The sequence below is a fragment of the Pseudomonas sp. LABIM340 genome (genome assembly GCF_040017195.2).
Taxonomy (GTDB): Bacteria; Pseudomonadota; Gammaproteobacteria; order Pseudomonadales; family Pseudomonadaceae; genus Pseudomonas.
Map to the genome: position 1 here is coordinate 2,101,259 of NZ_CM200227.1, position 22,035 is coordinate 2,123,293.

Consider the following 22,035-nt stretch of genomic DNA (forward strand, 5'->3'; position numbering starts at 1 on the left):
CGGTGTGAAGCGAGGCGTCAGATGCCCAGCTTGTCGCGCATGGTGTAGTACCAGGCACCGATCGCGGAGAACGGAACCTGGAACATGCGGCCGCCCGGGAAGGGGTAGTGCGGCAGGGTGGCGAAGGCGTCGAAGCGCTCGGCCTGGCCACGCAGCACTTCGGCCAGCAGCTTGCCCGCGAGGTGGGTGTAGGTCACACCGTGGCCCGAGCAGCCCTGGGAGTAGTAGATGTTGTCGCCGATACGGCCAACCTGCGGCAGACGCGAGAGGGTCAGCAGGAAGTTGCCGGTCCAGGCGAAGTCGATCTTCACGTCCTTCAGCTGTGGGAAGACCTTGAGCATCTTCGGACGAATGATCGCTTCGATGTTCGACGGATCGCGCGCACCGTAGACCACGCCACCACCGAAGATCAGGCGGTTGTCGCCGGTCAGGCGGTAGTAGTCGAGCAGGTAGTTGCAGTCCTCGACGCAGTAGTCGGTCGGCAGCAGGGACTTGGCCAGGTCGGCGCTCAGCGGCTCGGTGGTGATCACCTGGGTGCCGCACGGCATGGACTTGGAAGCCAGTTCCGGTACCAGGCCGCCGAGGTAGGCGTTACCGGCTACCACGATGAACTTGGCCTTCACGCGGCCCTTCGGGGTGTGCACTACCGGGTTGGCACCACGGTCGATCTTCACGGCAGGGGACTGCTCGTGGATCACGCCGCCCAGGGATTCCACGGCTGCGGCTTCGCCCAGGGCGAGGTTCAGCGGGTGGATGTGGCCGCCGCTCATGTCGAGCATGCCGCCGACATAGCTGTCGGTACCGACGACTTCACGGATGCGCTTGGCGTCCATCAGTTCCAGCTGGGTGTGGCCGAAGCGCTCCCACAGCTTCTTCTGCGACTCCAGGTGGCCCATCTGCTTGGTGCTGAGGGCCGCGAACACGCCGCCGTCCTTCAGGTCGCACTGGATGTTGTACTTGGCGATGCGTTCGCGAATGATGCGGCCGCCTTCGAAGGCCATGTCGCCCAGCAGCTTGGCCTGCTTGGCGCCGACGGTGCGTTCGATGACGTCGATGTCGCGGCTATAGCTGTTGACGATCTGGCCGCCGTTGCGGCCCGACGCACCGAAGCCAACCTTGGCGGCTTCCAGTACGGTGACCTTGAAACCGTTTTCCAGCAGGAACAGGGCGGTCGACAGGCCGGTGTAGCCTGCGCCGATCACGCAGACATCGGTTTCCACCTCGCCTTGCAGTTCAGGACGGGCCGGGACCGGGTTGGCCGAAGCTGCGTAATAGGAGGAGGGGTAGGAGGTGTGCGGCATAATGCACCTGTGTTTGTTATTTTTTACGAGATGTGCGGATGCTACCTGAGTCGAATCGGACCGGCTAGTGCCCGTGCAAAATAATTTACGGACGGTCGAACATAAAAAAATTCACTTTTTCAGTGGCTTAGCTGAAAAAGTGCTTGACGCTCTAAAACGATCGCGTAGAATGCGCCCCACACGACAGGCACATAGCTCAGTTGGTTAGAGCACCACCTTGACATGGTGGGGGTCGTTGGTTCGAGTCCAATTGTGCCTACCAAACAAACCCGCTTCTGGCGGTACTTAGAGGGCGATCCGAAAGGATCGCCCTTTTTGTTTTGCATTATTTTTTCCAAACCTTTGCAGAACGGCAGTCGCGGCCTGGAGCTTCAGGTCGGCGCGCGCCCTCTGATACTCGATCGCCTTCTCTTCGTGTCCCTCCTGATAGTAGGTCGTCATCTCGCCGTCGGCATGGCCCATCAGCGCCTGCACGTACTCGGTCGGGAAGTCCTGCTTTTCATATAGCCAGGAACCCAGAGCGCGCAGCTCATGCACAGTGGGCGCGCGAGCTTGTTGGCGATGTGGTTGTGCGCCCCGCAGTCGTCCCGCGTCTTCCTCAATCCATCGTTTGAGTTGCTGCAGGCTCAGCTTGCCGCCGGTGTACTGCAGCTTTCTATACTCGCTGGCCTCAATTGGGCGCGGCATTTTCGCGGTAATTCGTGAAATCACCTTTGCCATGGGCAATACCTCATCCGAACGGCGCCCGCCGGTCCTGTTGGTCATTGTGGTGGATTTGCTGGAAATGACCGGCGCGTTGATATCTATCAGTCAGGCGCCGAGCGAGGAGGGCGAGACTTAGGTCAGGCGCTATGAGCGCTGTTTGGAGGACCTGAAGATGAAAGCTCTGTCCGCATTGGTAGATCTGGTTCGCAGTGACGATGCCGTTGTTGCGCTCGGCGTTTTGTCACTGGTCGCAGGCGCCCTCGCCGTGTCCTCGGTATTGCTGCTTGGGGTGAGCTGAGGCGTATATCAGTTGCCCTCGTGGTGCTAAGCACGAATGGCTGCGCGAGTTCGCTGGGGTGCATATTCGAGCCGTGCCCTTGCACAGGGGGGCTACTCGATCTCATGTCGTGGGACGTTGTGGGCCCGCTGATGATCGTTGACCTGCCATTCTCTGTAGTGCTCGACACTGTCCTGATGTCGATCGACTTGATCGATAACCGACCCTGCAGCTGGTAGAGCGGCACCGCACCGCTGTCGTAGACTCGGCGATCTTTTGCGCTGCTCAGGGATGGTGGAGATGCGATTCGCGAAGGTGTTTCTGCTGCTTGGCCTGTTTGGCTTCTGCCTGCTGCTCATCGACGGTGTTGGCGAGGAGATCAGAAAGAAAATCCCCGTCTCAGTCTTCGGCTCCAGGGAGGAAGCTGCTGCCTTCACGATGAAAGTGGAGACAGCCCTGAAAGACGAGAGCGTTGGGTTTGAAGAGGCAAAGCGCCTTCAGCAGGAGTATTCAGAGAGGGTTGTGCCGCGCTACCGGCTTCTCTTCTGGGGGCAGATAGCGGTCTATGCCCTCGTTCTTCTGGTGGCGACGCTGGTCTATCTTCGTTTCACACCGAAACGCGCTACCAAGGAGTCAGTATGAACGCCAAGGACATGGCTGAGTCGGACCGGTTGTATGCCGCGGTCAACGAAAAGATTCGAGCCTTGGACGAGTTTGTCGAAAGCAACGATGAGAGTTCCCCCGACTTCCTCCCTCAGTTGAAGGCTCACCAGGAAGCGCTTGAGTGAGCTGCCAAGCGTTGGCGCGAGTCCTCGCAGCCCTCCCGGTTCTGGGTCTTCCTGGCAAAGCTCTTCAGGAAGTAGCCACTACGCCTCGTGCTATCAGGTAATGAAGAGCAGGAAATGGAGCGGTGCGAAGCGTGCTTATTGATGGCAAGCGAACCTAATCTGGCGGTTCGTCGCGTGCACGACATGGTGGTGGACATCTGCGTTGAGCGGGAGTCAATCGGTAAGCGATACATCCGCGCACGCTGCCTTGAGTGCGAGGCGGAGTGGCTAAGGGTTGAGCTGACCGCGGCGCCATGGACGGAGTCCTGGGTAGAGGGTTAGTCAAAGGGGCTATACGCCATCCACTGGGCTGCTACATGCGCGCTTGCCCTTGTCGTTATGGTGAGTGCCGTAATCAGGGTGGCGAGGGCTAGAGCGGAAAGCCGTACCTGGAAGAGATCTCCTTGGAACCAGCCAAGGTAAGTCAATACAAGTGAGATCGGGTTGCCTTTCGCCTCGCTCCGCCCTGCAAGCCCTCAGTTGGCTTATGGGTGCGCCGGTCGCCGGTAACTGCCGCGCAAGGAATGCGGTGGGGCGCTGATTGAATTAATCGGAGGTTGGGCGTCGCGATGCTGGTGGTGTGCTATCAATTTGATATTGACGCCCATCACTGAAAGGACTCTCCCGATGCGCCATTGCGCCGTGCTGCTGCTTTCACTTGCCCTGCTGGAAGGCTGCTCCACCACCGACACACTCAAAACTGGCTTTCCGGAGTTGCTGCAGCGGCGGCAGCAACTCATGGCCTTGGCGGCGGGTGGGGACGCCACTGCACAGAAAGAAAGAGTCGAGGTCGAGGAGAAGCTGGATGCGAAGATCCAGTCCGCCATCGAGGATGCCAATCAGACTTGCAGCGAAGTCATCGGCTCGCGCGAGCAGTTGGCCCAGAAGAGGTCTCGCGACACCCTTGGCATCTCACTAATTGGCCTGGCAGCCGGTTCAGTGATTGCTCCCGCGCTGACAGCAGCGAACGCTGCGGCCAATGCGCCCTGGATTGCGGCTTTCAGTGGTGTTGGCGGTGCGAGCGCTGTTGCTGTTCGCCAGGTGGATAGTGCTGGGATGAGCGGCGGTGCAGACATTACGATCGCAAACAACATCAGCTCGGCAGTGAAGACCGAAATGGCGATCGCTCTGAATGAAAGCACGAGTCCTCAGGAACGCTACTCGGCAGCTATCAAGGCCAAGACCGAATGCCTCTACTATCCCCGCTACGTGTATCGCATCGAACCGCCTCAGTCGCCGCAGTAGGCGCGGGCGGTTGAGTCGCCTCTAGTTCATTGCGCTTCTGCGCTCGCTATAGGCTTCGTACTGCCGGCATTTCTGCTCGGCGTTGGCAGACGCCTGGTCGGGTGTCTGATCTCCGTGGTAGCCGAAGCGCACGAAGTACCTGACGACCATCTGGGTATCCGCGTCGAGCTTGGCGCTGCCCTCGTGAACGGCCGCTATCGCCTGCTGCTCGGTCTTGCCCTCGTTTCGGTACAGGGCTCCCGCTCGGGCGAACAGGCCGATGCCGGTGCAGAAGTCGGAGGCTTGGGCGCTGGCGGCAAGGGGCATGAGCAGGAGCAATGCTGTGAGCTTTTTCATGTGACCTCACTGAGCCTGCGATTTCATTCTGCCTCTAAGTATGGAGCCTGCTGCGGCCTTCTGCTCGTCCTGTGCGTGAGTGTGACGAAGTCTCACTCTTTCGGGGCGTGTGTCTGCTGGATCTGCCCAGGTTGTTCGTGATGACGGGAATCAAAAACGCCCGATGCGGTGCATCGGGCGTTTCGCTATCGGCGACTTTCGAAGCCGGGACCGCCGCCGTGGCCGCCGGCACCGTGGTTGCCGCCACCCCCGTGACCACCTCCACCTGGACCGCCGAAGGGCGGGAAGAACGGCCAGCAGCCGGAGAGCAATACTAAGGTGGTGAGCAGAGCGGCTTTGGTCAGCTTGGATAACATCGAGACACCGTGGACATGGAAAAATCGGCGCGAAGTAGACCCGCCGGGGGCGTCGGTGTCTCGAAGAATTTGGTATCGGCAAGGTAAGTATTGTGTCGGCGCTGATGCATTGCCGGCGATCGAAGGACGGCGTTTTGCTGGTGGCACTAACGAGAAGCCCCGCACCTGGAGAGAGCGGGGCTTCAAGACGGCAACTCAGGGGATTACAGGCAAGCCGGTCCTTCGGCTGCACTGTGAATGTAGCTTCGGCCCGGCGTCCTTCCAGTGGTTGGGGCGTCAGGCGTCGTCAGCGGCGCTTGGCGCTGGATGGGCGGTCCGGTAGGGTCGCCCTTTCGTTGGCTCTCGGACGGGCGGCTGGCCCGCGAAATTGCGGGGCTGCCTGCTATGGTGTCCCTTGGGGTGTGCTCGGAGGTGGTGATGGGCGGTCTGCGATCCTGGTTGTTGCTCGGCGTATTGTGGGTGCCGCTACCGGCTTTGGCAGAAATGCAGGTGATCTGGCCGCAGGGCTGGGAGGTTTCCCGTTCGCCAGCGGAAGCGGCTGCTGATGCGCCGGTGGTTCGTCAGCGTGGCGTGCGCATGGCGGAGGATGGATCCCAGGACCTGGTCATGGAGGTCACACGCAGTCGGCTCGGCTCCGCCACCAAGGTCAGTGTCGAGAATGTCATCGTCGAGATGCGCAAGGCGTTGCAGAGGGACTTCATGCGCCAGGGATTCCAGGCAGCGTGCAGCAAGCCGCTGGATGCGAAGCTGGGTGGGCTGGCAGGGCTGGAAGTGCATTGCGGCATCAGCCAGAACGGCACCGAGGTGCTCAAGCAGACCGTGCAGGTCGCGTTGGGTGATGGGGCGGCGTACTCGCTGACCTATGCGGCGCCCTCGGAGCGCTATGCGGCGCTGATGGCGGAGATCGAATCGGTGAAGGCAGGTATCAGTCTGAATTGAGTGCTGCCTTTACAGGAAAGGCAGAAAAGCAAAAGCCCCGCTGATGCGGGGCTTTTTTCGTTTTCAGGCTCAGGCAGCGATGGTGGCTTGCACTCGCTGAATCACCGCGCTCAGCGGTACCTCGCCCTGGTATTGCTGAGGGTAGAGGCGTTCGGTGTGCTTGGCGATGCCATGCTCGTTCACCAGGGTGAAGCTGAAGCCGTGCTTGCGCTTGGCCTGGATAACGCAGTTCAGAGGGGCGAAGGCCGCCGAGAGGGTGCGAATCGCCTCCTGGATTTGCAGGGAGGTTTTCATTGTCTTGTCTTTCCAAATAGGTAACGGTCCTATGACCGTCGAAATCGTCAAAAGCTCCGGGTGCGATCTGAGAATGCAGAAAACGTATGACCGGAATATGGCAGCGATTGGAAACTTGAGGGTCTGTTCGCGTCAGGCTGCGATGTTGGGTGAAAGCAGAGGATCTGACGTGGGGCGCTGATCGCTCGGGCAAATGTTCCTGGCGCGGTTGGCGTGCTCTGGAATCGATGCGGAGGATGCGCTGGCCGTGGCCCTGTAGAGCCCAGCTTCTGCCCTGGATCAGGTAGGGAGTGCTGGGAGGGGCGACCTATGGGTTTGGTGCTCGCTGTCGGCAGTATAAGGATTTCTTCTAACGATGGCTAGTTATTATACAGCCGTTTGTCAGAAGCTGCCAAGCGAAGGAGAAACTCCGCGGAGCGGGAGCGCTCCGCGGAATATCGACATTACTGCAGCCAGGATTCCACGGTGTCGCCACCGTACTGCTGTTTCCAGGCTTTCAGGGTCTTGTGGTTGCCGCCCTTGGTCTCGATGGTCTCGCCGTTGTGCGGGTTCTTGTAGACCTTCAGTTGGCGGGTGCGGCGCGGCTGTTGCGCGGCGGCGGGCTCGGTGGAAGTCTGCGGGTCGAGAATGTCGATGACGTTGCGCAGGTTCATGCCGTACTGGTCCATCAAGGCTTGCAGTTGATCCTTGAACTCCAGTTCCTTTTTCAGGCCGCCATCGCTCTTGAGTTTCTCGAGCAGGGCGAGTTGTTCCTGGAGTTTGCGCTCGGCTTCGCGGAATTCCGCAAGTTTGGACATCTGGGTGCTCCCGTATGCAGGGGTGATTAGTACGGCGCGATTCTGTGTTCTTGTGATTGTTCGCGTCAACTGAATATATGAATTGTTGCGATTGGGAAAACACACTTTAAATGTTAAGGGCACATGAAGGGTTGGCCGATTAATTGATCAATGAGGGATAATGCGCGGGCTAAAGGGTGTGGCGGGATCTTTCGTCGTTCAATAGCCCCTGCGAAACCTGTGTGCTTTATTGTGGTGCGTTGCGTGCGAGTGCTGGATGAATAACGAGATAGTGCAATACCGGGTCGATGATTATGAACTGACGTGCCAGGTTGCCGGGCAGGGCGTGCCGCTGCTGCTGGTGCATGGGTCGCTCTGTGACTACCGCTACTGGCAGGGGCAGGTCCAGGCGTTGTCTGCTCGTTATCGTGTGGTGGTGCCGAGCCTGCGCCACTACTTTCCCGAACAGTGGGATGGCTTGGGGGCGGGTTTTACAACGCAGCAACATGTCGATGATCTTCTGGCGTTGCTTGATCAGTTACCCGGTCCGGTTCATCTGCTGGGGCATTCGCGGGGCGGTAATATCTGTCTGCGCGTGGCGCTGGCGGCTCCGCAGAAATTGCTCTCGTTGACACTCGCTGATCCCGGCGGGGACTTTGCCGATGATGTTTTTGCGGGGGTAAATATCGAAGCGCCAGTATCTCCCGTGGAGCGCAATCAGTTTCGTCAGCAGGCGCTGGAGATGATTCGAGCGGGGGCGGTGGAAGGCGGGCTGCAGCTCTTTGTCGATACTGTCAGTGGTGCGGGAGTCTGGTCGCGGTCTTCTCGGAAATTCCGCGAAATGGCGACGGCTAATGCCATGACATTGGTTGGGCAGGTCGCCGATCATCCCGTGCCTATAAAGCATGAGCAGATCTTGCAACTGCAATTGCCGGTATTGCTGATCGGCGGGGCAAAAAGTCCGGAGCCGTTTCCGCGAATCATCCAGGCATTGCAATCGACGTTTGTGGACGCGCGCTCGGTGACGATTCCCGGTGCGTCCCACGGCATGAATGTGATCCGTCCGGCGTCCTTCAATCGCAGCGTGCTGGAGTTTGTCGATCAGTACTGAGCGAAGTCAGGCTTGCCGCTCGTCAGCTTCCCAAACATGCAGTAACATCCCACGCCTTGCCCGCTATCGTTTGCGGGCAGGTTTCGATTTCTTCCAGTGATCTACGTCCGCGCGCGAAGGCGCAGGGTGCCGACAAGGCGCCTGCCACTGTGAGGCAGGCTTACCCGGCGGGCGACGCTTACTGGCACATCCCAACCCATGTGGCCTTTCGTAGGGGTCACCACTAGGAGAGGAGGCGCCATGCCCATCATTACTCTTCCCGACGGTAGTCAGCGTTCCTTCGATCATCCGGTCAGCGTGACCGAGGTGGCGCAATCCATTGGCGCGGGCCTGGCGAAAGCTACCCTGGCCGGCAAGGTCAACGGCCGCTTGGTCGATGCCTGCGACATCATCGACAGCGACGCGACCCTGCAGATCATTACCCCGAAGGACGAGGACGGGCTGGAGATCATCCGCCACTCCTGCGCTCACCTTGTGGGCCATGCGGTCAAGCAGTTGTACCCGACCGCCAAGATGGTCATCGGCCCGGTGATCGACGAAGGCTTCTATTACGACATCGCCTTCGAGCGCCCCTTCACTCCGGACGACATGGCCGCGATCGAAAAGCGTATGGCCGAGCTGATCGAGAAGGACTACGACGTCATCAAGAAGATGACGCCGCGTGCCGAAGTCATCGAGACCTTCAAGGCTCGTGGTGAGGAGTACAAGCTGCGCCTCATCGACGACATGCCGGACGAGAAGGCCATGGGCCTGTACTTCCATGAGGAGTACGTGGACATGTGCCGCGGCCCGCACGTGCCGAACACTCGTTTCCTGAAAGCCTTCAAGCTGACCAAGATTTCCGGTGCCTACTGGCGCGGCGACTCGAAGAACGAGCAGTTGCAGCGCGTCTACGGCACTGCCTGGGCTGACAAGAAGCAGCTGGCCGCCTACATCCAGCGCATCGAGGAAGCCGAGAAACGTGATCACCGCCGCATCGGCAAGCAGCTCGACCTCTTCCACCTCCAGGAAGAGGCGCCGGGCATGGTCTTCTGGCACCCGAACGGCTGGACCGTCTATCAGGTGCTCGAGCAGTACATGCGTAAAGTGCAGCGCGACCACGGCTACGTGGAAGTCCGCACTCCGCAGGTCGTCGACCGCATCCTCTGGGAGCGTTCCGGCCACTGGACCAACTACGCCGAGAACATGTTCACCACTTCGTCGGAAAGTCGCGACTTCGCGGTCAAGCCGATGAACTGCCCGTGCCACGTGCAGATATTCAATCAGGGCCTGAAGTCCTACCGCGACCTGCCGCTGCGCCTCGCCGAGTTCGGCGCTTGCCACCGCAACGAGCCGTCTGGCGCGCTGCACGGCATCATGCGCGTGCGTGGCTTCACCCAGGACGACGCTCACATCTTCTGCACCGAAGAGCAGGTGAAGAAGGAAGCGGCTGACTTCATCAAGCTGACCCTGCAGGTCTATTCGGACTTCGGTTTCAGCGACGTCTCCATGAAGCTGTCCACTCGTCCGGCGAAGCGCGTCGGTTCCGAAGAGCTGTGGGATCGCGCCGAAAGCGCGCTGGCCGACGCCCTGAACGAATCCGGCCTGGAGTGGGAATACCAGCCGGGCGAGGGCGCCTTCTACGGTCCGAAGATCGAGTTCACCCTGAAGGATTGCCTCGGCCGTAACTGGCAGTGCGGCACCCTGCAGTACGACCCGAACCTGCCAGAGCGTCTGGATGCCAGCTACATCGCCGAAGATAACAGCCGTACCCGCCCGGTCATGCTGCACCGCGCGATCCTCGGCTCCTTCGAACGCTTCATCGGCATGCTCATCGAGCACTACGCCGGCCTGTTCCCGGCCTGGCTCGCACCGACCCAGGCCGTGGTGATGAATATCACTGACAAGCAGGGCGAATGGGCTGAAGAAGTGGTGCGTCAGCTCGAACAAAGCGGATTCCGTGCCAAGTCTGACTTGAGAAACGAGAAAATTGGCTTTAAAATCCGCGAGCATACTTTGCTCAAGGTTCCCTATCTGCTGGTCATCGGCGATAGAGAAGTTGAATCGCAGGCCGTCGCCGTACGTACGCGCGAAGGGGCAGACCTCGGCTCGATGCCGGTCGCCCAGTTCGCTGAGCTGCTCGCTCAGGCGGTTTCCCGGCGTGGTCGCCAAGACTCGGAGTAATCATTATTAAGCGTGAAATGAGACAGGATAAGCGGGCTCTCCCGAAACCGCCGATCAACGAAAACATCACCGCCCGTGAGGTTCGTCTGATTGGTGCTGACGGTCAGCAGATCGGAGTGGTCTCCCTTGATGAGGCTCTCCGTCTGGCTGACGAGGCCAAGCTGGACCTGGTGGAAATTTCTGCTGATGCGGTGCCCCCTGTCTGCCGCATCATGGACTACGGCAAGCACCTCTTCGAGAAGAAGAAGCAAGCCGCTGCTGCGAAGAAGAACCAGCACCAGCAACAGATCAAAGAAATCAAGTTTCGTCCAGGGACGGAAGAAGGGGATTACCAGGTAAAACTACGCAACCTGGTACGTTTCCTTAATGAAGGGGACAAGGCCAAGGTATCGCTTCGATTCCGTGGTCGTGAGATGGCCCACCAGGAGCTGGGCATGGAGCTGTTGAAGCGGGTCGAAACCGACCTCGCCGAGATCGGCACCGTGGAACAGCATCCTAAGCTGGAAGGACGCCAGCTGATGATGGTCATCGCTCCCAAGAAGCGTAAATAACCTCCCGGGCACTGGCAGGCCTGATGGTTATCAGTTGTTAACGAATGCGGAGTACTAAACATGCCAAAGATGAAAACCAAGAGTGGCGCCAAAAAGCGCTTCAAAGTGACTGCTGGTGGCATCAAGCACAAGCACGCTTTCAAGAGCCACATCCTGACCAAAATGACCACCAAGCGTAAGCGTCAGCTGCGCGGCACTTCGATGCTCGCTGCTTCCGACGTTCGCCGTGTAGCGCGCTCCCTGCGTCTGCGTTGATTTCTGGTAGAGGATAAATAAATGGCTCGTGTTAAGCGTGGCGTAATTGCCCGTCGTCGTCACAAAAAGATTCTGAAGCTCGCAAAAGGCTACTACGGCGCGCGTTCGCGCGTGTTCCGTGTTGCCAAACAGGCGGTAATCAAGGCAGGCCAATACGCCTACCGCGACCGTCGTCAGCGCAAGCGTCAGTTCCGCGCTCTGTGGATCGCTCGTATCAACGCTGGTGCTCGTCTGAACGGTCTGTCCTACAGCCGTCTGATCGCTGGCCTGAAAAAAGCGGCCATCGAGATCGACCGTAAGGTCCTGGCCGATCTGGCTGTGAACGAAAAAGCGGCGTTTACCGCAATTGTCGAGAAAGCGAAAGCCAGCCTGGCTTAAGCCCCGCGACAGTTACCGGATCTTGGTCCGGACGTAACGTCACCGATAGGGGAAGAGCCTTACCGCTCTTCCCCTATTTTGTATCTGGAGTTGGTACATGGAAAACCTGGACGCGCTGGTCTCGCAGGCCCTGGACGCCGTGCGGAACACCGAAGACGTCAACGCCCTGGAGCAGATCCGGGTTCACTACCTCGGCAAGAAGGGCGAGCTGACCCAGGTCATGAAGACCCTGGGCGACCTGCCGGCCGAAGAGCGCCCCAAGGTCGGTGCGCTGATCAACGTCGCCAAGGAAAAGGTTCAGGATGTGCTGAACGCCCGTAAGGCCGAGCTTGAGGGCGCCGCCCTCGCCGCCAAGCTGGCAGCCGAGCGCATCGATGTGACCCTGCCGGGCCGTGGCCAGTCCTCCGGCGGCCTGCACCCGGTCACCCGAACCAAAGAGCGCATCGAGCAGTGCTTCACCCGTATCGGCTATGAAGTGGCCGAGGGTCCGGAAGTCGAAGACGACTACCACAACTTCGAAGCGCTCAATATTCCGGGTCACCACCCGGCTCGTGCCATGCACGACACCTTCTACTTCAATGCGAACATGCTGCTGCGCACCCATACCTCGCCGGTACAGGTCCGCACCATGGAAAACCAGAAGCCGCCGATTCGCATTGTCTGCCCGGGCCGAGTCTACCGCTGTGACTCCGACCTGACCCACTCGCCCATGTTCCACCAGGTCGAGGGTCTGCTGGTCGATGAAGACGTCAGCTTCGCCGACCTCAAGGGCACCATCGAGGAATTCCTCCGTGCCTTCTTCGAGAAGGAATTCTCCGTCCGCTTCCGTCCGTCCTTCTTCCCCTTCACCGAGCCTTCGGCGGAAGTCGATATCCAGTGCGTGCTCTGCAGCGGCAAGGGTTGCCGCGTTTGCAAGCAGACCGGCTGGCTGGAAGTCATGGGTTGCGGCATGGTCCACCCCGACGTGCTGCGCATGTCCGGTATCGACCCCGAGAAATACCAGGGCTTCGCCTTCGGTATGGGGATCGAGCGCCTGGCCATGCTGCGCTATGGCGTGAACGACTTGCGCCTGTTCTTCGACAACGATCTGCGGTTCCTCGGCCAGTTCCGCTAGCCCGCACGACCGTCAACGCATTTAGGAGAGCAGGATGAAATTCAGTGAACAGTGGCTGCGGAGCTGGGTAAATCCGCAAGTATCCCGTGACGAGTTGGTTGCTCGTCTGTCCATGGCCGGCCTTGAGGTCGACGCCGTGATCCCGGTTGCCGGTCAGTTCAGCGGCGTGGTCGTGGGCGAAGTGCTGTCGACCGAACAGCACCCGGACGCTGACAAGCTGCGCGTCTGCCAGGTCAGCAACGGTTCGGAGACATTCCAGGTCGTCTGCGGCGCGCCCAACGTGCGCCCGGGCCTGAAGATCCCCTTCGCCATGATCGGCGCCGAACTGCCGGGCGACTTCAAGATCAAGAAAGCCAAGCTGCGCGGCGTTGAGTCCAACGGCATGCTCTGCTCGGCCAAAGAGCTGGAAATCAGCGAAGAGAACGCCGGTCTGATGGAGCTCGCCGCGGATGCGCCGGTGGGCGCCAACGTGCGCGACTACCTCGAGCTGGACGACGCCTCCATCGAGATCGGTTTGACCCCGAACCGCGGCGACTGCCTGTCCCTGACCGGCCTCGCCCGCGAAGTCGGCGCGCTCTATAGCGCCGAGGTCAGGCCGGTGGTGGTCAATGCCGTTGCCCCGCACATCGACGACGTGCGCAGCATCGAGCTGCTGGCCCCTAAAGCCTGCCCGCGCTACCTTGGCCGCGTGATCCGTAACGTCGACCTGAGCAAGCCGTCCCCGCTGTGGGTGGTTGAGCGTCTGCGCCGTTCCGACATCCGCAGCATCGACGCCGCCGTCGACATCACCAACTACGTGATGATCGAGCTGGGCCAGCCGATGCACGCCTTCGATCTCGACGAGATCAAGGGCGGTGTGCGCGTGCGCATGGCGGAGGAGGGCGAGAAGCTTGTCCTGCTCGACGGCCAGGAAGTTACGCTGCGTGCCGACACCCTGGTAATCGCTGACCACGAACGCGCCCTGGCCATCGCCGGCGTGATGGGTGGCGAGCACAGCGGCGTCAGCGCCAAGACTCGCGACCTGTTCCTCGAAAGCGCCTTCTTCGACAACATTGCTGTGGCCGGCAAGGCCCGCTCCTATGGCCTGCACACCGATGCCTCGCACCGCTTCGAGCGTGGCGTGGACTCGCAACTGGCTCGCCGCGCCATGGAGCGTGCCACCGAACTGCTGCTGCAGATCGTTGGCGGCGAAGCTGGTCCGATCGTCGAGCAGGCCAGCGAAGCCGATCTGCCGAAAGTCGCACTGGTCACCCTGCGTGCCGAACGTGTCACCCAGATGCTGGGCATGACCCTGGAAAACGCCGAAATCGAGCGTCTGCTCACCGCGCTGGAATTCGATGTCCAGAAAGCCGGCGCTGATGCCTGGACCGTGGGGGTGCCGAGCCATCGCTTTGACGTCTCCATCGAAGTCGACCTGATCGAAGAGCTGGGCCGCCTGTACGGCTACAACCGTCTGCCGGTTCGCTACCCGCAGGCCCGCTTGGCGCCGAACACCAAGTCCGAGTCCCAGGCCGAACTGCCGGCGTTGCGCCGCCTGCTGGTCGCGCGCGACTACCAGGAAGCCATCACCTACAGCTTCATCGATCCCAAGCTGTTCCAGCTGTTTCATCCTGGCGTCGAGCCGCTGATGCTGGCCAACCCGATCTCCGCCGACATGGCCGCCATGCGCGCCTCGCTCTGGCCGGGTCTGGTGAAGTCCCTGCAGCACAACCTCAACCGCCAGCAGACCCGCGTGCGCCTGTTCGAGAGCGGCCTACGCTTCGTCGGCCAGCTGGAAGGGCTGGTGCAGGAAAACATGCTCGCCGGTGTCGTCTGCGGTGCCCGTCAGCCGGAAGGCTGGGCCAACGGCCGCGAGAGCGTCGACTTCTTCGACGTCAAAGCCGACGTCGAGGCGCTGCTGGGTAATGCCGGCGCCCTCGAAGCCTTCACCTTCTCCCCGGCGGAACACCCGGCGTTACACCCGGGCCAGACCGCCAAGATCGAGCGCGACGGTGTGCTGGTCGGCTACCTGGGCGCCCTGCATCCGGAACTGGCCAAGGCGCTGGATCTGGATCGCCCGGTCTACGTCTTCGAGCTGGTACTGGCCGAAGTCGCCAAAGGTCGCCTGCCGAAATTCAGCGAACTGTCGCGCTTCCCCGAAGTGCGCCGTGACCTCGCTCTGATCGTCGATCTGGATACCCCGGCCGAGTTCGTCCTGGCAAATATCCGTGAAACGGCGGGCGAATGGCTGACGGACCTCAGGCTCTTTGACGTCTACCACGGTAAAGGCATTGATCCGCTTAGAAAAAGCTTGGCCGTTGGCTTGACCTGGCAGCATCCATCACGCACTCTTAATGATGACGAGGTGAACGCGACTACGCAGAATATCGTCGCCTCGCTGGAACAAAGGTTCAACGCCACGTTAAGGAAGTAGCGTATGGGGGCTCTGACGAAAGCTGAAATTGCTGAACGTCTGTACGAAGAGCTGGGCCTGAATAAGCGGGAAGCCAAGGAACTGGTGGAGCTCTTCTTTGAAGAGATCCGCCAGGCGCTGGAGCATAACGAACAGGTGAAGTTGTCGGGTTTCGGCAACTTCGATCTGCGCGACAAGCGCCAGCGTCCCGGACGCAACCCGAAGACGGGAGAGGAAATCCCGATCACAGCCCGGCGCGTCGTCACCTTTCGTCCAGGGCAGAAACTGAAGGCCAGGGTTGAAGCTTATGCTGGAACCAAGTCATAACGACGAGTTGCCCCCCATCCCGGGCAAGCGCTATTTCACCATTGGTGAAGTCAGCGACCTTTGCGCGGTGAAGCCGCACGTGCTGCGGTACTGGGAACAGGAGTTCCCGCAACTCAACCCGGTCAAGCGAAGGGGCAACCGGCGCTACTACCAGCGCCAGGACGTGCTCATGATTCGCCAGATCCGTGCGCTGCTCTACGACCAGGGCTTCACCATCGGTGGCGCCCGTCAGCGTCTCACCGGTGACGAAGCCCGCGATGACGCCACCCAGTACAAACAACTGATCCGGCAGATGATCGCCGAATTGGAAGATGTGCTGCATGTGCTGCGCAAGTAACTGAAAAAAATGAAAAAAGCACTTCTCCAAAGCAATTGCTTGGGGTATAGTGCGATCCGCTTCTGAGGGAACTCAAAAGCAACGTCGGGGCGTAGCGCAGCCTGGTAGCGCACTTGCATGGGGTGCAAGGGGTCGAGTGTTCGAATCACTCCGTCCCGACCAAAATTTCCGATACGGCTCAAGCACTTATGGTGCTTGGGCCGTTTTCGTTTCTGGGCCTGCGCAAAACTGGCGCAAAATGCGCGCAAAATTATCGGGCGAATTCGCTGATATCTAGGTCCGGAACAGCGTCCGACCAGACCACTTCGCAGTGGTCCCGCTGATAATTCTTCGTCATCTCCTCGCTGGCATGGCCGGCAATCTTCTGCCCATCCTTTCCGGCTTTCTTGTACAGGTGCAGCGATAGTGCCCTGACTTCGTGAAAGCCCGGCATCTCCTCCTCACGCCACCCCGCGTAGCACTCAGCAGCGTCCCTGGCGTCCTTGAATGCCCTGGTCAGGTAGCGCTCCTCAATCTTCGTCCAGTGCTCCTTTTGCTCCGCCTGCTTCTTCCGCTCAGGGCGACGGTGCACTAGGAAGGGCGATGGAACGTTGTCCCGGCACCGGCTGAGCACGGCCTGCAGCTCCGGCGTGACTCGGAAGCGAATCCAGGCGGCGTCACTTGCCTTGGCCGTTTTCTGCTGGACTACATACAGAAACCCTTCGCGGACATCGTCGAAGCGCATGGCGAGAATGTCGGTCCGGCGCTGCGCGGTGATCAGCGCAAGGTCGATCGCGTTCTGCAGCCAAACTGGCGACTTCTCCCGAATTGCGCGGAGACCTTCGACGGTGTGGCGCTTCCGCTGCTTTTTCTCGATGCGAGGCATCGTGCTGGCTGCTGGGTTGTCGGCGATAAGCCCCTTCGCCGCAGCATGGTTGAAGATGTCGATCAGCAGGGCGCGCGCTTGGTTGGCAGAGCGCGGGGTAAGGCCGTCCAGGAACTCGGCGACCATGCGGATGGTGAGTTCGTTGATTGCCTTTGTCGGCCAAGCTGCGCGGAACTGACGGAACCGGACGGCGTAAAGTTCCAGCGTACCCTTGGCCAACTCCCGCGGCGGAAGGATGACTTTCTCGTAGGAGTCGAGGAAGGCAGTGAACTGGTCGATTGCCGTGCCTTGTACTTTCGAGACAAGATCCCCGCCGCCCATGAACTCGAGGTTTAGCTGCTTGGCAGCGCCGATCGCCTTGGATCGATCAGGGCCAAAGGGAAACCACTTTCCATCTGTTGGCCGTCGGTAACGGTAGGTGCCGCGCCGCACGTCAAGGTAGAGGTTTGGCGGGAGCCCCTTGTTTGCCTTGTTCCTTGGGCGTGGAGACATCATGCAGCTCCTCGAAGAACCATGGCGACCAGATCATTACTGGTCGACTTGCTGTATGCAGCCCAGTCGATGAACCAGAGCTTGCCGATTCTCTCGCCCGGGATCATCCCATCTCGGAGTTGATTGCGGATCGCTTGGCTGGACAAAGGGGTTCCGTTGTCGCCCCAGCGGCGCCGCTGGAACTCACTTATTTTTATGAGCTCCTTATTCATTCGTGTTCCTCCTGAATCCAGGCCTGACCCTCAAGCCGAGCGACAATCCATTGCTCGATTTCCATGGAGTCCCAGCCGACTGCTCTAGTGCCAATCCGTTTTGCTTTTGGAAATTCCCTCTTGGTCATAAGCAGATAAATGCTCGATCGCTTTAATCCACAAAGACGAATTACTTCTGGCAGACGCATGATGCGTCTTTCGGCAGGCATATGAGTTTCGGTTCCTTTGATCATGATGGCATCTCAAGCGAGTTTGGAGTCGAGTCGCAGAAACCCTCGATCAGAATGCAGGGCAGCCCTGTCGGCGGTCTTGGTCAGTTGGAAGACTTGCATGGTGCGGCTCGTCGACCGGTGCGATGCATCGCAAGCAGTCGCATTGGACGGCGTCGTGTCAGAAGATCGGTCGGCTCATGCTGCACTCCTTGCGTGCTTGGTAAAGTTCGACGCCATAGTGAACGTCATGCCCAGCTCGAGGGCCCGGCCGCGCTCGAGGTTGGCGCCACGGGAGTTGGTCCAGCCGAGGAGGAGATCGATGGTGTCGCAGGTGACCTGTTGGGTCGGGACGGTCATATAGCTGCGCTAGGTTTCGCAGGCAGGTGCCGGATTCTCGGACGGATCTTCGAAGTGCTAGCCGAATTGGCGTAGGCGCTCGGCTTCGGCGTGGAAGGCCGGGTAGTTGAACTCCGGCAGGCCGGTCACGGGGCCGACGAGGTAGATGCGCTGCATGGATACTCCCACCCATACAGGTAGGTGGGCTGGGTCTGCTCGGTGAGCTCCTCGCGGAGTGTCTTGTCCGGTGTGATCACTTAGCCTTCGTCCTGATCGTAGGCCTGCCGGTTGTCCAGCACGGCATCGCTGACCAGCTTCACGTCGCCCAGGGTGTAGCCGTAGTGGTTGTCTGCGGCGCCTAGTTGGTCCAGCAGTACTCGAATTGCGCCGGCCTCGTCGTAGGCCGCTACGATGTCGTAGTCGCCTACTTGGTAGGCCTTGAGGGCTTGTTCGGGCATAGTGGCTCCCGGTCGCCATGGGCTGCTGTGTGATGAATTGGAAGGGGATAGGAATGACCGAAGGCAAGGATGTTTCAATAAACTCAAAATCTGCTAGTTACATCGAGCATTTGCATCCGGAAATGCCTGACGCGCCGACAGCGATCGATGTCGCGGCATCCGATCTGCGCGCTTGGAAAAGCGTATATGAGCTTTGTATTGAGCTGAGAAATTTTGAAATAACTCAATTGGTGCAAAGGAATAACTTCTTCATGATTTTTCAAGGAGTTCTTCTTGCTGGTATTTGTCAATCTGCAGGGCAAATACCGATAGTGAGTTTTATGATATGCCTAGTTGGGTTGTCAGTTTCTCTTTGCCAAGCAGGCATGGCAGCCGGGGCTAAGTATTGGCAAGTCCATTGGGAGTTGAGTACTAAGCTCAGTGAAAGTTGGGTAACTCAGATGTACAAGGTCCATAGTCGGCTGGGTCATGCTATTAAGGAGGGAGACGTTGAGGTGGATCCTCTAGTTATGTCGAAGATCGAGAGAAGACGGGTTCTGGTTCATCTTTTTCAGGATGACAGCAGAAGCAGAGAGGAAATTAAGAAAGAATTGGGACGAAATTGGGTTAAGCGTAGATTTGTGAATTATTTGATTATGCGGCGATTCTCGGCTAGTCGAATTCCAATATATGTGGGTATGTTGTTGGCTTTGGCGTGGTTTCTGTTATTGGTCTGCACTATTAAAATTCCTGGCCTTGATTGGCATGTTTTGGATATCGTCACAGGATTCCCCGTCAAGCTTGGTAAGTGATATTGCGGTTACGATCCCACAGGCCTGACTCGTTGCGTGCTGAGGCCTGGGTTGATGCCGCGACTGTCAGTTGTGCTGACGATCACCTTCGGTAGGGTTCTCCTCGCGCCGTAATGGCGCAATGGCACGGAGTGGGGTAGGTTCGGTGCAACTCAGGCTTATCCGGAGAGCGCTATGGACTGGACTTCGATCACTGCGAATGGTTCGTTAGTGGCCGGTTTGGTCTCCGCGGGGTGTTGGGTTGTGGCGGCTGTGGTGAAGGTGAGGCCGCCAGAAGAGTTCCGAGGGAGGCCCGATGGTGACTACTGGAAGGCGACAGTAGTGAATGGTGCCGCCCTCATACCTACGCTTCGCGCTCAGGCTAAATGGAACAGTATCGCTGCGTTCGCCGCGGCGGCAGCGATCCTTCTTCAGATCACATCGAACCTATTGAAGTGAGCCGGAACTGCTGGGGCATGGCATCTGGCACTTCGTAACTCCAGCGTGCTGGCGCGTTCTGCGCTTCGATTCGGCTTCGCAGAATCGCGGCGCGCGCCTCCTTGGTAGGCGGCGCGTAGGTTCCTCGCCACTTCTTGTCGATGCCGATATTGCGGCCGATGTTCGTGCTGTCTGCGCTGGCGAAAGGCAGGCGGCTGAATACCGCTGGATCCAGCATCCGAAGCCCATGTAACTTGCAGATCGGCCGGCCGTCGTCGTCGCACAGTACTCGCATAGCCTGTCCGATCCGGCGCCACCAACCATCGGTTCCTACCCGCTCGAAGTCTCCCGAGCTGCCTATGCAGAGCCGCATCCATCCACTCGCCAATCGGTCAAGGCGCTCGAGCGATTCGTGCATGTGCCAGACCGGCGCACCGAACCAGCGAGGTAATGGCCACTCTTCGAGAAGGGCGTCGTTGTCGGCCTCGCTTCCGTTGATCACATCGGGCACCACTGCGAAGTCACAGGAAGGTATCAGCTTCGCATCGGCTGCCCAGGCATAGAATTCAGACCAATCAGTGATTGGATTCCCTCCACGCCAAGCGCTGTAAGCGCCATTGTCGATGGCGAATGACTGACAGACCTGAGCAGCAAGGCCGAGTTGTGCCGGATTCTTGAAGCTGATAAAGGCGTGACCGCCGCTGATAGCTGGCTCGGCAGCCGTGTCAGGCGTGATCGGCAGCCCATGGTAGTGAATCATTCCAAAAGCCTCACGGACTCGATGCCTACACCCTGATGAGTACCCCATAGCCGGAGCTCGCCGCCGAAACTGTCATGGAGCTGATCGGCAATCTGCTCCTGGATGCCAACGTCGTGTGCGCGAGTGGCTTCGTTAATCCGCTCCACCATGATCGTCTCTGGCGTCCGAATCTCCAGCTTGTAATCAATCAAGGCCCCATCATTCGGGCAGCGGGCGGTGAATGCCGCGGTATAGATATTGAGTTTTAGGCTCATGGTGTCTCCGTGCCGCTGGCGCAGTTCTGGAAGGTGGGGTAGGTTCGGATGGCCCGGCATGGGGCCGGATCAAGGAGAGATAAATGAGCGAAGAACATCGGAAGCTGATCGGGATTCCCGAAGGCCACACACTCAAGCAGGCAGGATCTGAGCGAGAGCAGCGTAAAGGGCGAGATACCGATATCGACTTCTACGAGGAGTTGAACGAGGCGGGCGAACTGGTTGCCAAGTACGAAGTGAGGGAGAGCATGTCGATCTACCCGCCCTTCACGAATCACGTTTCGTTCAAGAAGCTGGACTAGTCTCCACACATGCAGTCGATCAGGTCTTCCTCGTCGGAGAAGTCCAGCCCTAGAGGCATCTGGCGCCTGATCTGATCGGCCATCCATGCCAGGGCTCGGTAGTTTGGGCGGTCCTTCCGGAAGACCTGGCCACTGCGTTCCTCTGCTTCGATCCACCACCGAGCGCACTCGGGGTTTTCTACGATGGCGCGCAAGATCTTCTCGGGCGACTTGAGAAAGCATAGGTCGCAATTTCCCAGGTCGGAATCGATACCCAGATCGAACAGTTGTCGCGCCCAGAAGTTGTTGACGTCTGTCTTCAGCACGCCGGCGTGATACATCGGGGTGACGTTGTCCCAGCGGTTCGAGCCCTTCTGGTTGGCAGCCATCATCCGGTGATATCGCTTTGGCTCATCGGCGCGAATGCCGATGATTGCGTCCCAGGAGTTGAGGCCTAGCTCGTCGCGCATGAACCAGGTGCTAGCCTTGATCTTCATGCGGTCGGTGCACATGCGGTTGACTGGGTTCGGCAGGATTGGCGGCTCGCCTTTCTCCTCTCTGCGGTAGTCGACGTAATAGCGGAGCATCATGTCAAAGGGCTGACCTTCGCGGCTGGCTGTCTCGTAGTTGACCACCTTCCAGCTAAGGCCCTGGCCATACACTCCATCAAACTCCAGCCAGGTGATCGGCACGCTCCAGTGGCGCTGACACTCGCGGATGAAGTCCAGCGTTTCCGGCCGTTCCTTGCCAGTGTTCTGGAAGGTCACGTGCACGTCGCTAGGAAGCTGTCCGCCGTGCTCCTCGAGGATGTGGTAAAGCATAAAGCCGGACGAGCGCCCGCCGCTGAAGCCGATCTGCGCCGGCCCAGTAATACGATAGGGGGACATGCTTTCTCCAGGGAGACCGTCGCCTCGTGCACTTAAGAAACGTCCTATTGCGACGGAAGGAGCTGGTCATCAGGGTTCTCGCTCCAACGAAGGAGCGGATTCGTATGAGGATGTGGTTCAGGGCGATATCAGCTGCCCTTGTGGTGCTCAGCACGAATGGCTGTGCGAGTTCATTGGGGCATCTGTTCGATCCATGCCTGTACATGGCGTGCAGCTCGATCTGAAATCGTGGGACGTTGTGGGCCCACTGATGATCGTTGACCTGCCATTCTCTGCAGCGCTCGACACTGTGCTGCTGCCTCTCGACTTGATCGATAACCGATCCTGCAATTGGTAGAGCGCCGCCGCGCGGGGGGGGCAACGGGTAGGCAGTTATTGGCATTTTG

Annotated in this window: 31 protein-coding genes, 2 tRNA genes and 1 pseudogene; 21 read left to right on the plus strand and 13 right to left on the minus strand. The window is 59.3% G+C overall.

Going from position 1 to position 22,035, the window contains the following annotated elements; translation table 11 throughout:
* Positions 1-17: 17 nt before the first annotated feature.
* On the minus strand, positions 18-1,301 hold the full coding sequence (locus ABKS89_RS09870; protein WP_138212879.1) for an NAD(P)/FAD-dependent oxidoreductase: 1,284 nt from the start codon (positions 1,299-1,301) through the stop codon (positions 18-20).
* A gap of 185 nt (positions 1,302-1,486) precedes the next feature.
* On the opposite strand from ABKS89_RS09870, the gene ABKS89_RS09875 reads away from it, so the two are divergent.
* A tRNA-Val gene (locus ABKS89_RS09875) sits at positions 1,487-1,563 on the plus strand.
* A 23-nt stretch (positions 1,564-1,586) separates the two neighbouring features.
* Here ABKS89_RS09875 and ABKS89_RS09880 read toward each other — a convergent pair.
* Positions 1,587-2,021, minus strand: coding sequence for a tyrosine-type recombinase/integrase (locus ABKS89_RS09880; protein ID WP_348589451.1), 435 nt, complete (start codon positions 2,019-2,021; stop codon positions 1,587-1,589).
* Positions 2,022-2,178: 157 nt separating this feature from the next.
* Here ABKS89_RS09880 and ABKS89_RS09885 point away from each other — a divergent pair, with 157 nt between their 5' ends.
* The 5 genes from ABKS89_RS09885 to ABKS89_RS09905 all read left to right on the plus strand — a co-directional run bounded on the left by ABKS89_RS09885 (position 2,179) and on the right by ABKS89_RS09905 (position 4,355).
* Positions 2,179-2,304 carry a hypothetical protein gene (locus tag ABKS89_RS09885; RefSeq protein WP_277873389.1) on the plus strand — a complete coding sequence of 42 codons (126 nt, stop codon included), beginning with the start codon at positions 2,179-2,181 and terminating at the stop codon, positions 2,302-2,304.
* A 131-nt stretch (positions 2,305-2,435) separates the two neighbouring features.
* Positions 2,436-2,522 carry a hypothetical protein gene (locus tag ABKS89_RS09890; RefSeq protein ID WP_518301039.1) on the plus strand — a complete coding sequence of 29 codons (87 nt, stop codon included), beginning with the start codon at positions 2,436-2,438 and terminating at the stop codon, positions 2,520-2,522.
* Between the two features lie 61 nt (positions 2,523-2,583).
* Complete coding sequence (locus ABKS89_RS09895; RefSeq protein WP_348589450.1) at positions 2,584-2,925, plus strand: hypothetical protein; 342 nt, start codon at positions 2,584-2,586, stop codon at positions 2,923-2,925.
* The gene (locus tag ABKS89_RS09900) at positions 2,922-3,071 is read left to right on the plus strand and encodes a hypothetical protein (RefSeq protein ID WP_348589449.1); all 150 of its coding nucleotides are present in this window, start codon (positions 2,922-2,924) and stop codon (positions 3,069-3,071) included. The genes ABKS89_RS09895 and ABKS89_RS09900 overlap by 4 nt, the downstream gene beginning before the upstream one ends.
* A gap of 666 nt (positions 3,072-3,737) precedes the next feature.
* On the plus strand, positions 3,738-4,355 hold the full coding sequence (locus ABKS89_RS09905; RefSeq protein WP_348589448.1) for a hypothetical protein: 618 nt from the start codon (positions 3,738-3,740) through the stop codon (positions 4,353-4,355).
* A 21-nt stretch (positions 4,356-4,376) separates the two neighbouring features.
* On the opposite strand, the gene ABKS89_RS09910 is transcribed toward ABKS89_RS09905, so the two are convergent.
* Complete coding sequence (locus ABKS89_RS09910) at positions 4,377-4,691, minus strand: hypothetical protein (protein WP_348589447.1); 315 nt, start codon at positions 4,689-4,691, stop codon at positions 4,377-4,379.
* 140 nt (positions 4,692-4,831) lie between these two features.
* On the opposite strand from ABKS89_RS09910, the gene ABKS89_RS09915 reads away from it, so the two are divergent.
* Both ABKS89_RS09915 and ABKS89_RS09920 read left to right on the plus strand, forming a co-directional pair.
* Positions 4,832-5,008, plus strand: coding sequence for a hypothetical protein (locus ABKS89_RS09915; RefSeq protein WP_348589446.1), 177 nt, complete (start codon positions 4,832-4,834; stop codon positions 5,006-5,008).
* 456 nt (positions 5,009-5,464) lie between these two features.
* Positions 5,465-5,986 carry a DUF4946 domain-containing protein gene (locus ABKS89_RS09920; protein WP_348589444.1) on the plus strand — a complete coding sequence of 174 codons (522 nt, stop codon included), beginning with the start codon at positions 5,465-5,467 and terminating at the stop codon, positions 5,984-5,986.
* Between the two features lie 69 nt (positions 5,987-6,055).
* On the opposite strand, the gene ABKS89_RS09925 is transcribed toward ABKS89_RS09920, so the two are convergent.
* Positions 6,056-6,280, minus strand: a complete 225-nt coding sequence (locus ABKS89_RS09925; RefSeq protein WP_138212887.1) for a hypothetical protein — start codon at positions 6,278-6,280, stop codon at positions 6,056-6,058.
* 443 nt (positions 6,281-6,723) lie between these two features.
* Complete coding sequence (locus ABKS89_RS09930; protein ID WP_138212888.1) at positions 6,724-7,077, minus strand: histone-like nucleoid-structuring protein, MvaT/MvaU family; 354 nt, start codon at positions 7,075-7,077, stop codon at positions 6,724-6,726.
* Positions 7,078-7,333: 256 nt separating this feature from the next.
* On the opposite strand from ABKS89_RS09930, the gene ABKS89_RS09935 reads away from it, so the two are divergent.
* The 10 genes from ABKS89_RS09935 (at position 7,334) to ABKS89_RS09980 (ending at position 15,846) form a co-directional block, all read left to right on the plus strand.
* A complete protein-coding gene (locus tag ABKS89_RS09935) occupies positions 7,334-8,167 on the plus strand; it encodes an alpha/beta fold hydrolase (protein WP_348589443.1) in 834 nt (277 codons plus the stop codon).
* Between the two features lie 240 nt (positions 8,168-8,407).
* Complete coding sequence (gene thrS, locus ABKS89_RS09940; RefSeq protein ID WP_301532635.1) at positions 8,408-10,330, plus strand: threonine--tRNA ligase; 1,923 nt, start codon at positions 8,408-8,410, stop codon at positions 10,328-10,330.
* Entirely contained in the window at positions 10,330-10,881 is a 552-nt protein-coding gene (infC, locus tag ABKS89_RS09945; protein ID WP_171039364.1) for a translation initiation factor IF-3, read from the plus strand. Before thrS ends, infC begins: the two co-directional genes overlap by 1 nt.
* A 60-nt stretch (positions 10,882-10,941) precedes the next feature.
* Complete coding sequence (gene rpmI / locus ABKS89_RS09950) at positions 10,942-11,136, plus strand: 50S ribosomal protein L35 (protein ID WP_017516491.1); 195 nt, start codon at positions 10,942-10,944, stop codon at positions 11,134-11,136.
* A 21-nt stretch (positions 11,137-11,157) separates the two neighbouring features.
* A complete protein-coding gene (gene rplT, locus ABKS89_RS09955; RefSeq protein ID WP_045217787.1) occupies positions 11,158-11,514 on the plus strand; it encodes a 50S ribosomal protein L20 in 357 nt (118 codons plus the stop codon).
* A gap of 97 nt (positions 11,515-11,611) precedes the next feature.
* Positions 11,612-12,628 (plus strand): phenylalanine--tRNA ligase subunit alpha, encoded by a 1,017-nt coding sequence (gene pheS / locus ABKS89_RS09960; RefSeq protein WP_024763164.1) that lies wholly within the window; start codon positions 11,612-11,614, stop codon positions 12,626-12,628.
* Between the two features lie 34 nt (positions 12,629-12,662).
* Positions 12,663-15,041, plus strand: coding sequence for a phenylalanine--tRNA ligase subunit beta (pheT, locus tag ABKS89_RS09965; protein ID WP_348589442.1), 2,379 nt, complete (start codon positions 12,663-12,665; stop codon positions 15,039-15,041).
* A gap of 3 nt (positions 15,042-15,044) precedes the next feature.
* Positions 15,045-15,347 (plus strand): integration host factor subunit alpha, encoded by a 303-nt coding sequence (gene ihfA / locus ABKS89_RS09970; protein WP_003090661.1) that lies wholly within the window; start codon positions 15,045-15,047, stop codon positions 15,345-15,347.
* Positions 15,328-15,684 (plus strand): MerR family transcriptional regulator, encoded by a 357-nt coding sequence (locus tag ABKS89_RS09975; protein WP_045217778.1) that lies wholly within the window; start codon positions 15,328-15,330, stop codon positions 15,682-15,684. The genes ihfA and ABKS89_RS09975 overlap by 20 nt, the downstream gene beginning before the upstream one ends.
* A gap of 85 nt (positions 15,685-15,769) precedes the next feature.
* Positions 15,770-15,846, plus strand: a tRNA-Pro gene (locus ABKS89_RS09980).
* A gap of 88 nt (positions 15,847-15,934) precedes the next feature.
* Here ABKS89_RS09980 and ABKS89_RS09985 read toward each other — a convergent pair.
* From ABKS89_RS09985 to ABKS89_RS10005, 5 genes and pseudogenes are all read right to left on the minus strand, one after another.
* A complete protein-coding gene (locus tag ABKS89_RS09985) occupies positions 15,935-17,041 on the minus strand; it encodes a tyrosine-type recombinase/integrase (RefSeq protein ID WP_348589441.1) in 1,107 nt (368 codons plus the stop codon).
* A complete protein-coding gene (locus tag ABKS89_RS09990; RefSeq protein ID WP_348589440.1) occupies positions 17,041-17,253 on the minus strand; it encodes a hypothetical protein in 213 nt (70 codons plus the stop codon). The genes ABKS89_RS09985 and ABKS89_RS09990 overlap by 1 nt, the downstream gene beginning before the upstream one ends.
* On the minus strand, positions 17,250-17,486 hold the full coding sequence (locus ABKS89_RS09995) for an AlpA family transcriptional regulator (RefSeq protein ID WP_348589438.1): 237 nt from the start codon (positions 17,484-17,486) through the stop codon (positions 17,250-17,252). The genes ABKS89_RS09990 and ABKS89_RS09995 overlap by 4 nt, the downstream gene beginning before the upstream one ends.
* Positions 17,487-17,660: 174 nt before the next feature.
* Positions 17,661-17,978, minus strand: a pseudogene (locus ABKS89_RS10000) (DUF4406 domain-containing protein).
* A gap of 80 nt (positions 17,979-18,058) precedes the next feature.
* Positions 18,059-18,259, minus strand: coding sequence for a hypothetical protein (locus ABKS89_RS10005; RefSeq protein ID WP_348589437.1), 201 nt, complete (start codon positions 18,257-18,259; stop codon positions 18,059-18,061).
* A gap of 53 nt (positions 18,260-18,312) precedes the next feature.
* Between ABKS89_RS10005 and ABKS89_RS10010 the strand changes: the two genes are divergently transcribed.
* On the plus strand, positions 18,313-19,050 hold the full coding sequence (locus ABKS89_RS10010) for a RipA family octameric membrane protein (RefSeq protein ID WP_348589436.1): 738 nt from the start codon (positions 18,313-18,315) through the stop codon (positions 19,048-19,050).
* A 415-nt stretch (positions 19,051-19,465) separates the two neighbouring features.
* Here ABKS89_RS10010 and ABKS89_RS10015 read toward each other — a convergent pair whose 3' ends face one another.
* Together ABKS89_RS10015 and ABKS89_RS10020 are read right to left on the minus strand one after the other, a co-directional pair.
* Positions 19,466-20,227: a hypothetical protein gene (locus tag ABKS89_RS10015; protein WP_348589435.1), complete on the minus strand. Its 762-nt coding sequence runs from the start codon at positions 20,225-20,227 to the stop codon at positions 19,466-19,468.
* The gene (locus tag ABKS89_RS10020) at positions 20,224-20,481 is read right to left on the minus strand and encodes a hypothetical protein (RefSeq protein ID WP_348589433.1); all 258 of its coding nucleotides are present in this window, start codon (positions 20,479-20,481) and stop codon (positions 20,224-20,226) included. Before ABKS89_RS10020 ends, ABKS89_RS10015 begins: the two co-directional genes overlap by 4 nt.
* Before the next feature lie 83 nt (positions 20,482-20,564).
* Here ABKS89_RS10020 and ABKS89_RS10025 point away from each other — a divergent pair, with 83 nt between their 5' ends.
* On the plus strand, positions 20,565-20,783 hold the full coding sequence (locus ABKS89_RS10025) for a hypothetical protein (protein WP_348589432.1): 219 nt from the start codon (positions 20,565-20,567) through the stop codon (positions 20,781-20,783).
* On the opposite strand, the gene ABKS89_RS10030 is transcribed toward ABKS89_RS10025, so the two are convergent.
* Positions 20,780-21,649, minus strand: a complete 870-nt coding sequence (locus ABKS89_RS10030) for an adenine nucleotide alpha hydrolase family protein (protein ID WP_348589431.1) — start codon at positions 21,647-21,649, stop codon at positions 20,780-20,782. The genes ABKS89_RS10025 and ABKS89_RS10030 overlap by 4 nt on opposite strands.
* Before the next feature lie 250 nt (positions 21,650-21,899).
* On the opposite strand from ABKS89_RS10030, the gene ABKS89_RS10035 reads away from it, so the two are divergent.
* Entirely contained in the window at positions 21,900-21,986 is an 87-nt protein-coding gene (locus ABKS89_RS10035; protein ID WP_518301040.1) for a YceK/YidQ family lipoprotein, read from the plus strand.
* Positions 21,987-22,035 lie beyond the last annotated feature (49 nt).

Coding starts and splice junctions, on each gene's coding strand:
- ABKS89_RS09990 (WP_348589440.1), bottom strand. CDS start 17,253: ATGAATAAGGAGCTCATAAAAATAAGTGAGTTCCAGCGGCGCCGCTGG.
- ABKS89_RS09910 (WP_348589447.1), bottom strand. CDS start 4,691: ATGAAAAAGCTCACAGCATTGCTCCTGCTCATGCCCCTTGCCGCCAGC.
- ABKS89_RS09880 (WP_348589451.1), bottom strand. CDS start 2,021: ATGGCAAAGGTGATTTCACGAATTACCGCGAAAATGCCGCGCCCAATT.
- ABKS89_RS09935 (WP_348589443.1), top strand. CDS start 7,334: ATGAATAACGAGATAGTGCAATACCGGGTCGATGATTATGAACTGACG.
- ABKS89_RS10025 (WP_348589432.1), top strand. CDS start 20,565: ATGAGCGAAGAACATCGGAAGCTGATCGGGATTCCCGAAGGCCACACA.
- ABKS89_RS09890 (WP_518301039.1), top strand. CDS start 2,436: ATGATCGTTGACCTGCCATTCTCTGTAGTGCTCGACACTGTCCTGATG.
- rpmI (WP_017516491.1), top strand. CDS start 10,942: ATGCCAAAGATGAAAACCAAGAGTGGCGCCAAAAAGCGCTTCAAAGTG.
- ABKS89_RS10020 (WP_348589433.1), bottom strand. CDS start 20,481: ATGAGCCTAAAACTCAATATCTATACCGCGGCATTCACCGCCCGCTGC.
- rplT (WP_045217787.1), top strand. CDS start 11,158: ATGGCTCGTGTTAAGCGTGGCGTAATTGCCCGTCGTCGTCACAAAAAG.
- ABKS89_RS10035 (WP_518301040.1), top strand. CDS start 21,900: ATGATCGTTGACCTGCCATTCTCTGCAGCGCTCGACACTGTGCTGCTG.
- ABKS89_RS10005 (WP_348589437.1), bottom strand. CDS start 18,259: ATGCCCGAACAAGCCCTCAAGGCCTACCAAGTAGGCGACTACGACATC.
- pheT (WP_348589442.1), top strand. CDS start 12,663: ATGAAATTCAGTGAACAGTGGCTGCGGAGCTGGGTAAATCCGCAAGTA.
- ABKS89_RS09915 (WP_348589446.1), top strand. CDS start 4,832: ATGACGGGAATCAAAAACGCCCGATGCGGTGCATCGGGCGTTTCGCTA.
- ABKS89_RS09975 (WP_045217778.1), top strand. CDS start 15,328: ATGCTGGAACCAAGTCATAACGACGAGTTGCCCCCCATCCCGGGCAAG.
- ABKS89_RS09985 (WP_348589441.1), bottom strand. CDS start 17,041: ATGTCTCCACGCCCAAGGAACAAGGCAAACAAGGGGCTCCCGCCAAAC.
- ABKS89_RS09930 (WP_138212888.1), bottom strand. CDS start 7,077: ATGTCCAAACTTGCGGAATTCCGCGAAGCCGAGCGCAAACTCCAGGAA.
- ABKS89_RS10015 (WP_348589435.1), bottom strand. CDS start 20,227: ATGATTCACTACCATGGGCTGCCGATCACGCCTGACACGGCTGCCGAG.
- ABKS89_RS09905 (WP_348589448.1), top strand. CDS start 3,738: ATGCGCCATTGCGCCGTGCTGCTGCTTTCACTTGCCCTGCTGGAAGGC.
- ABKS89_RS09900 (WP_348589449.1), top strand. CDS start 2,922: ATGAACGCCAAGGACATGGCTGAGTCGGACCGGTTGTATGCCGCGGTC.
- ABKS89_RS09995 (WP_348589438.1), bottom strand. CDS start 17,486: ATGATCAAAGGAACCGAAACTCATATGCCTGCCGAAAGACGCATCATG.
- ABKS89_RS10010 (WP_348589436.1), top strand. CDS start 18,313: ATGACCGAAGGCAAGGATGTTTCAATAAACTCAAAATCTGCTAGTTAC.
- pheS (WP_024763164.1), top strand. CDS start 11,612: ATGGAAAACCTGGACGCGCTGGTCTCGCAGGCCCTGGACGCCGTGCGG.
- ABKS89_RS09885 (WP_277873389.1), top strand. CDS start 2,179: ATGAAAGCTCTGTCCGCATTGGTAGATCTGGTTCGCAGTGACGATGCC.
- ABKS89_RS10030 (WP_348589431.1), bottom strand. CDS start 21,649: ATGTCCCCCTATCGTATTACTGGGCCGGCGCAGATCGGCTTCAGCGGC.
- ihfA (WP_003090661.1), top strand. CDS start 15,045: ATGGGGGCTCTGACGAAAGCTGAAATTGCTGAACGTCTGTACGAAGAG.
- ABKS89_RS09920 (WP_348589444.1), top strand. CDS start 5,465: ATGGGCGGTCTGCGATCCTGGTTGTTGCTCGGCGTATTGTGGGTGCCG.
- ABKS89_RS09895 (WP_348589450.1), top strand. CDS start 2,584: ATGCGATTCGCGAAGGTGTTTCTGCTGCTTGGCCTGTTTGGCTTCTGC.
- thrS (WP_301532635.1), top strand. CDS start 8,408: ATGCCCATCATTACTCTTCCCGACGGTAGTCAGCGTTCCTTCGATCAT.
- ABKS89_RS09925 (WP_138212887.1), bottom strand. CDS start 6,280: ATGAAAACCTCCCTGCAAATCCAGGAGGCGATTCGCACCCTCTCGGCG.
- ABKS89_RS09870 (WP_138212879.1), bottom strand. CDS start 1,301: ATGCCGCACACCTCCTACCCCTCCTCCTATTACGCAGCTTCGGCCAAC.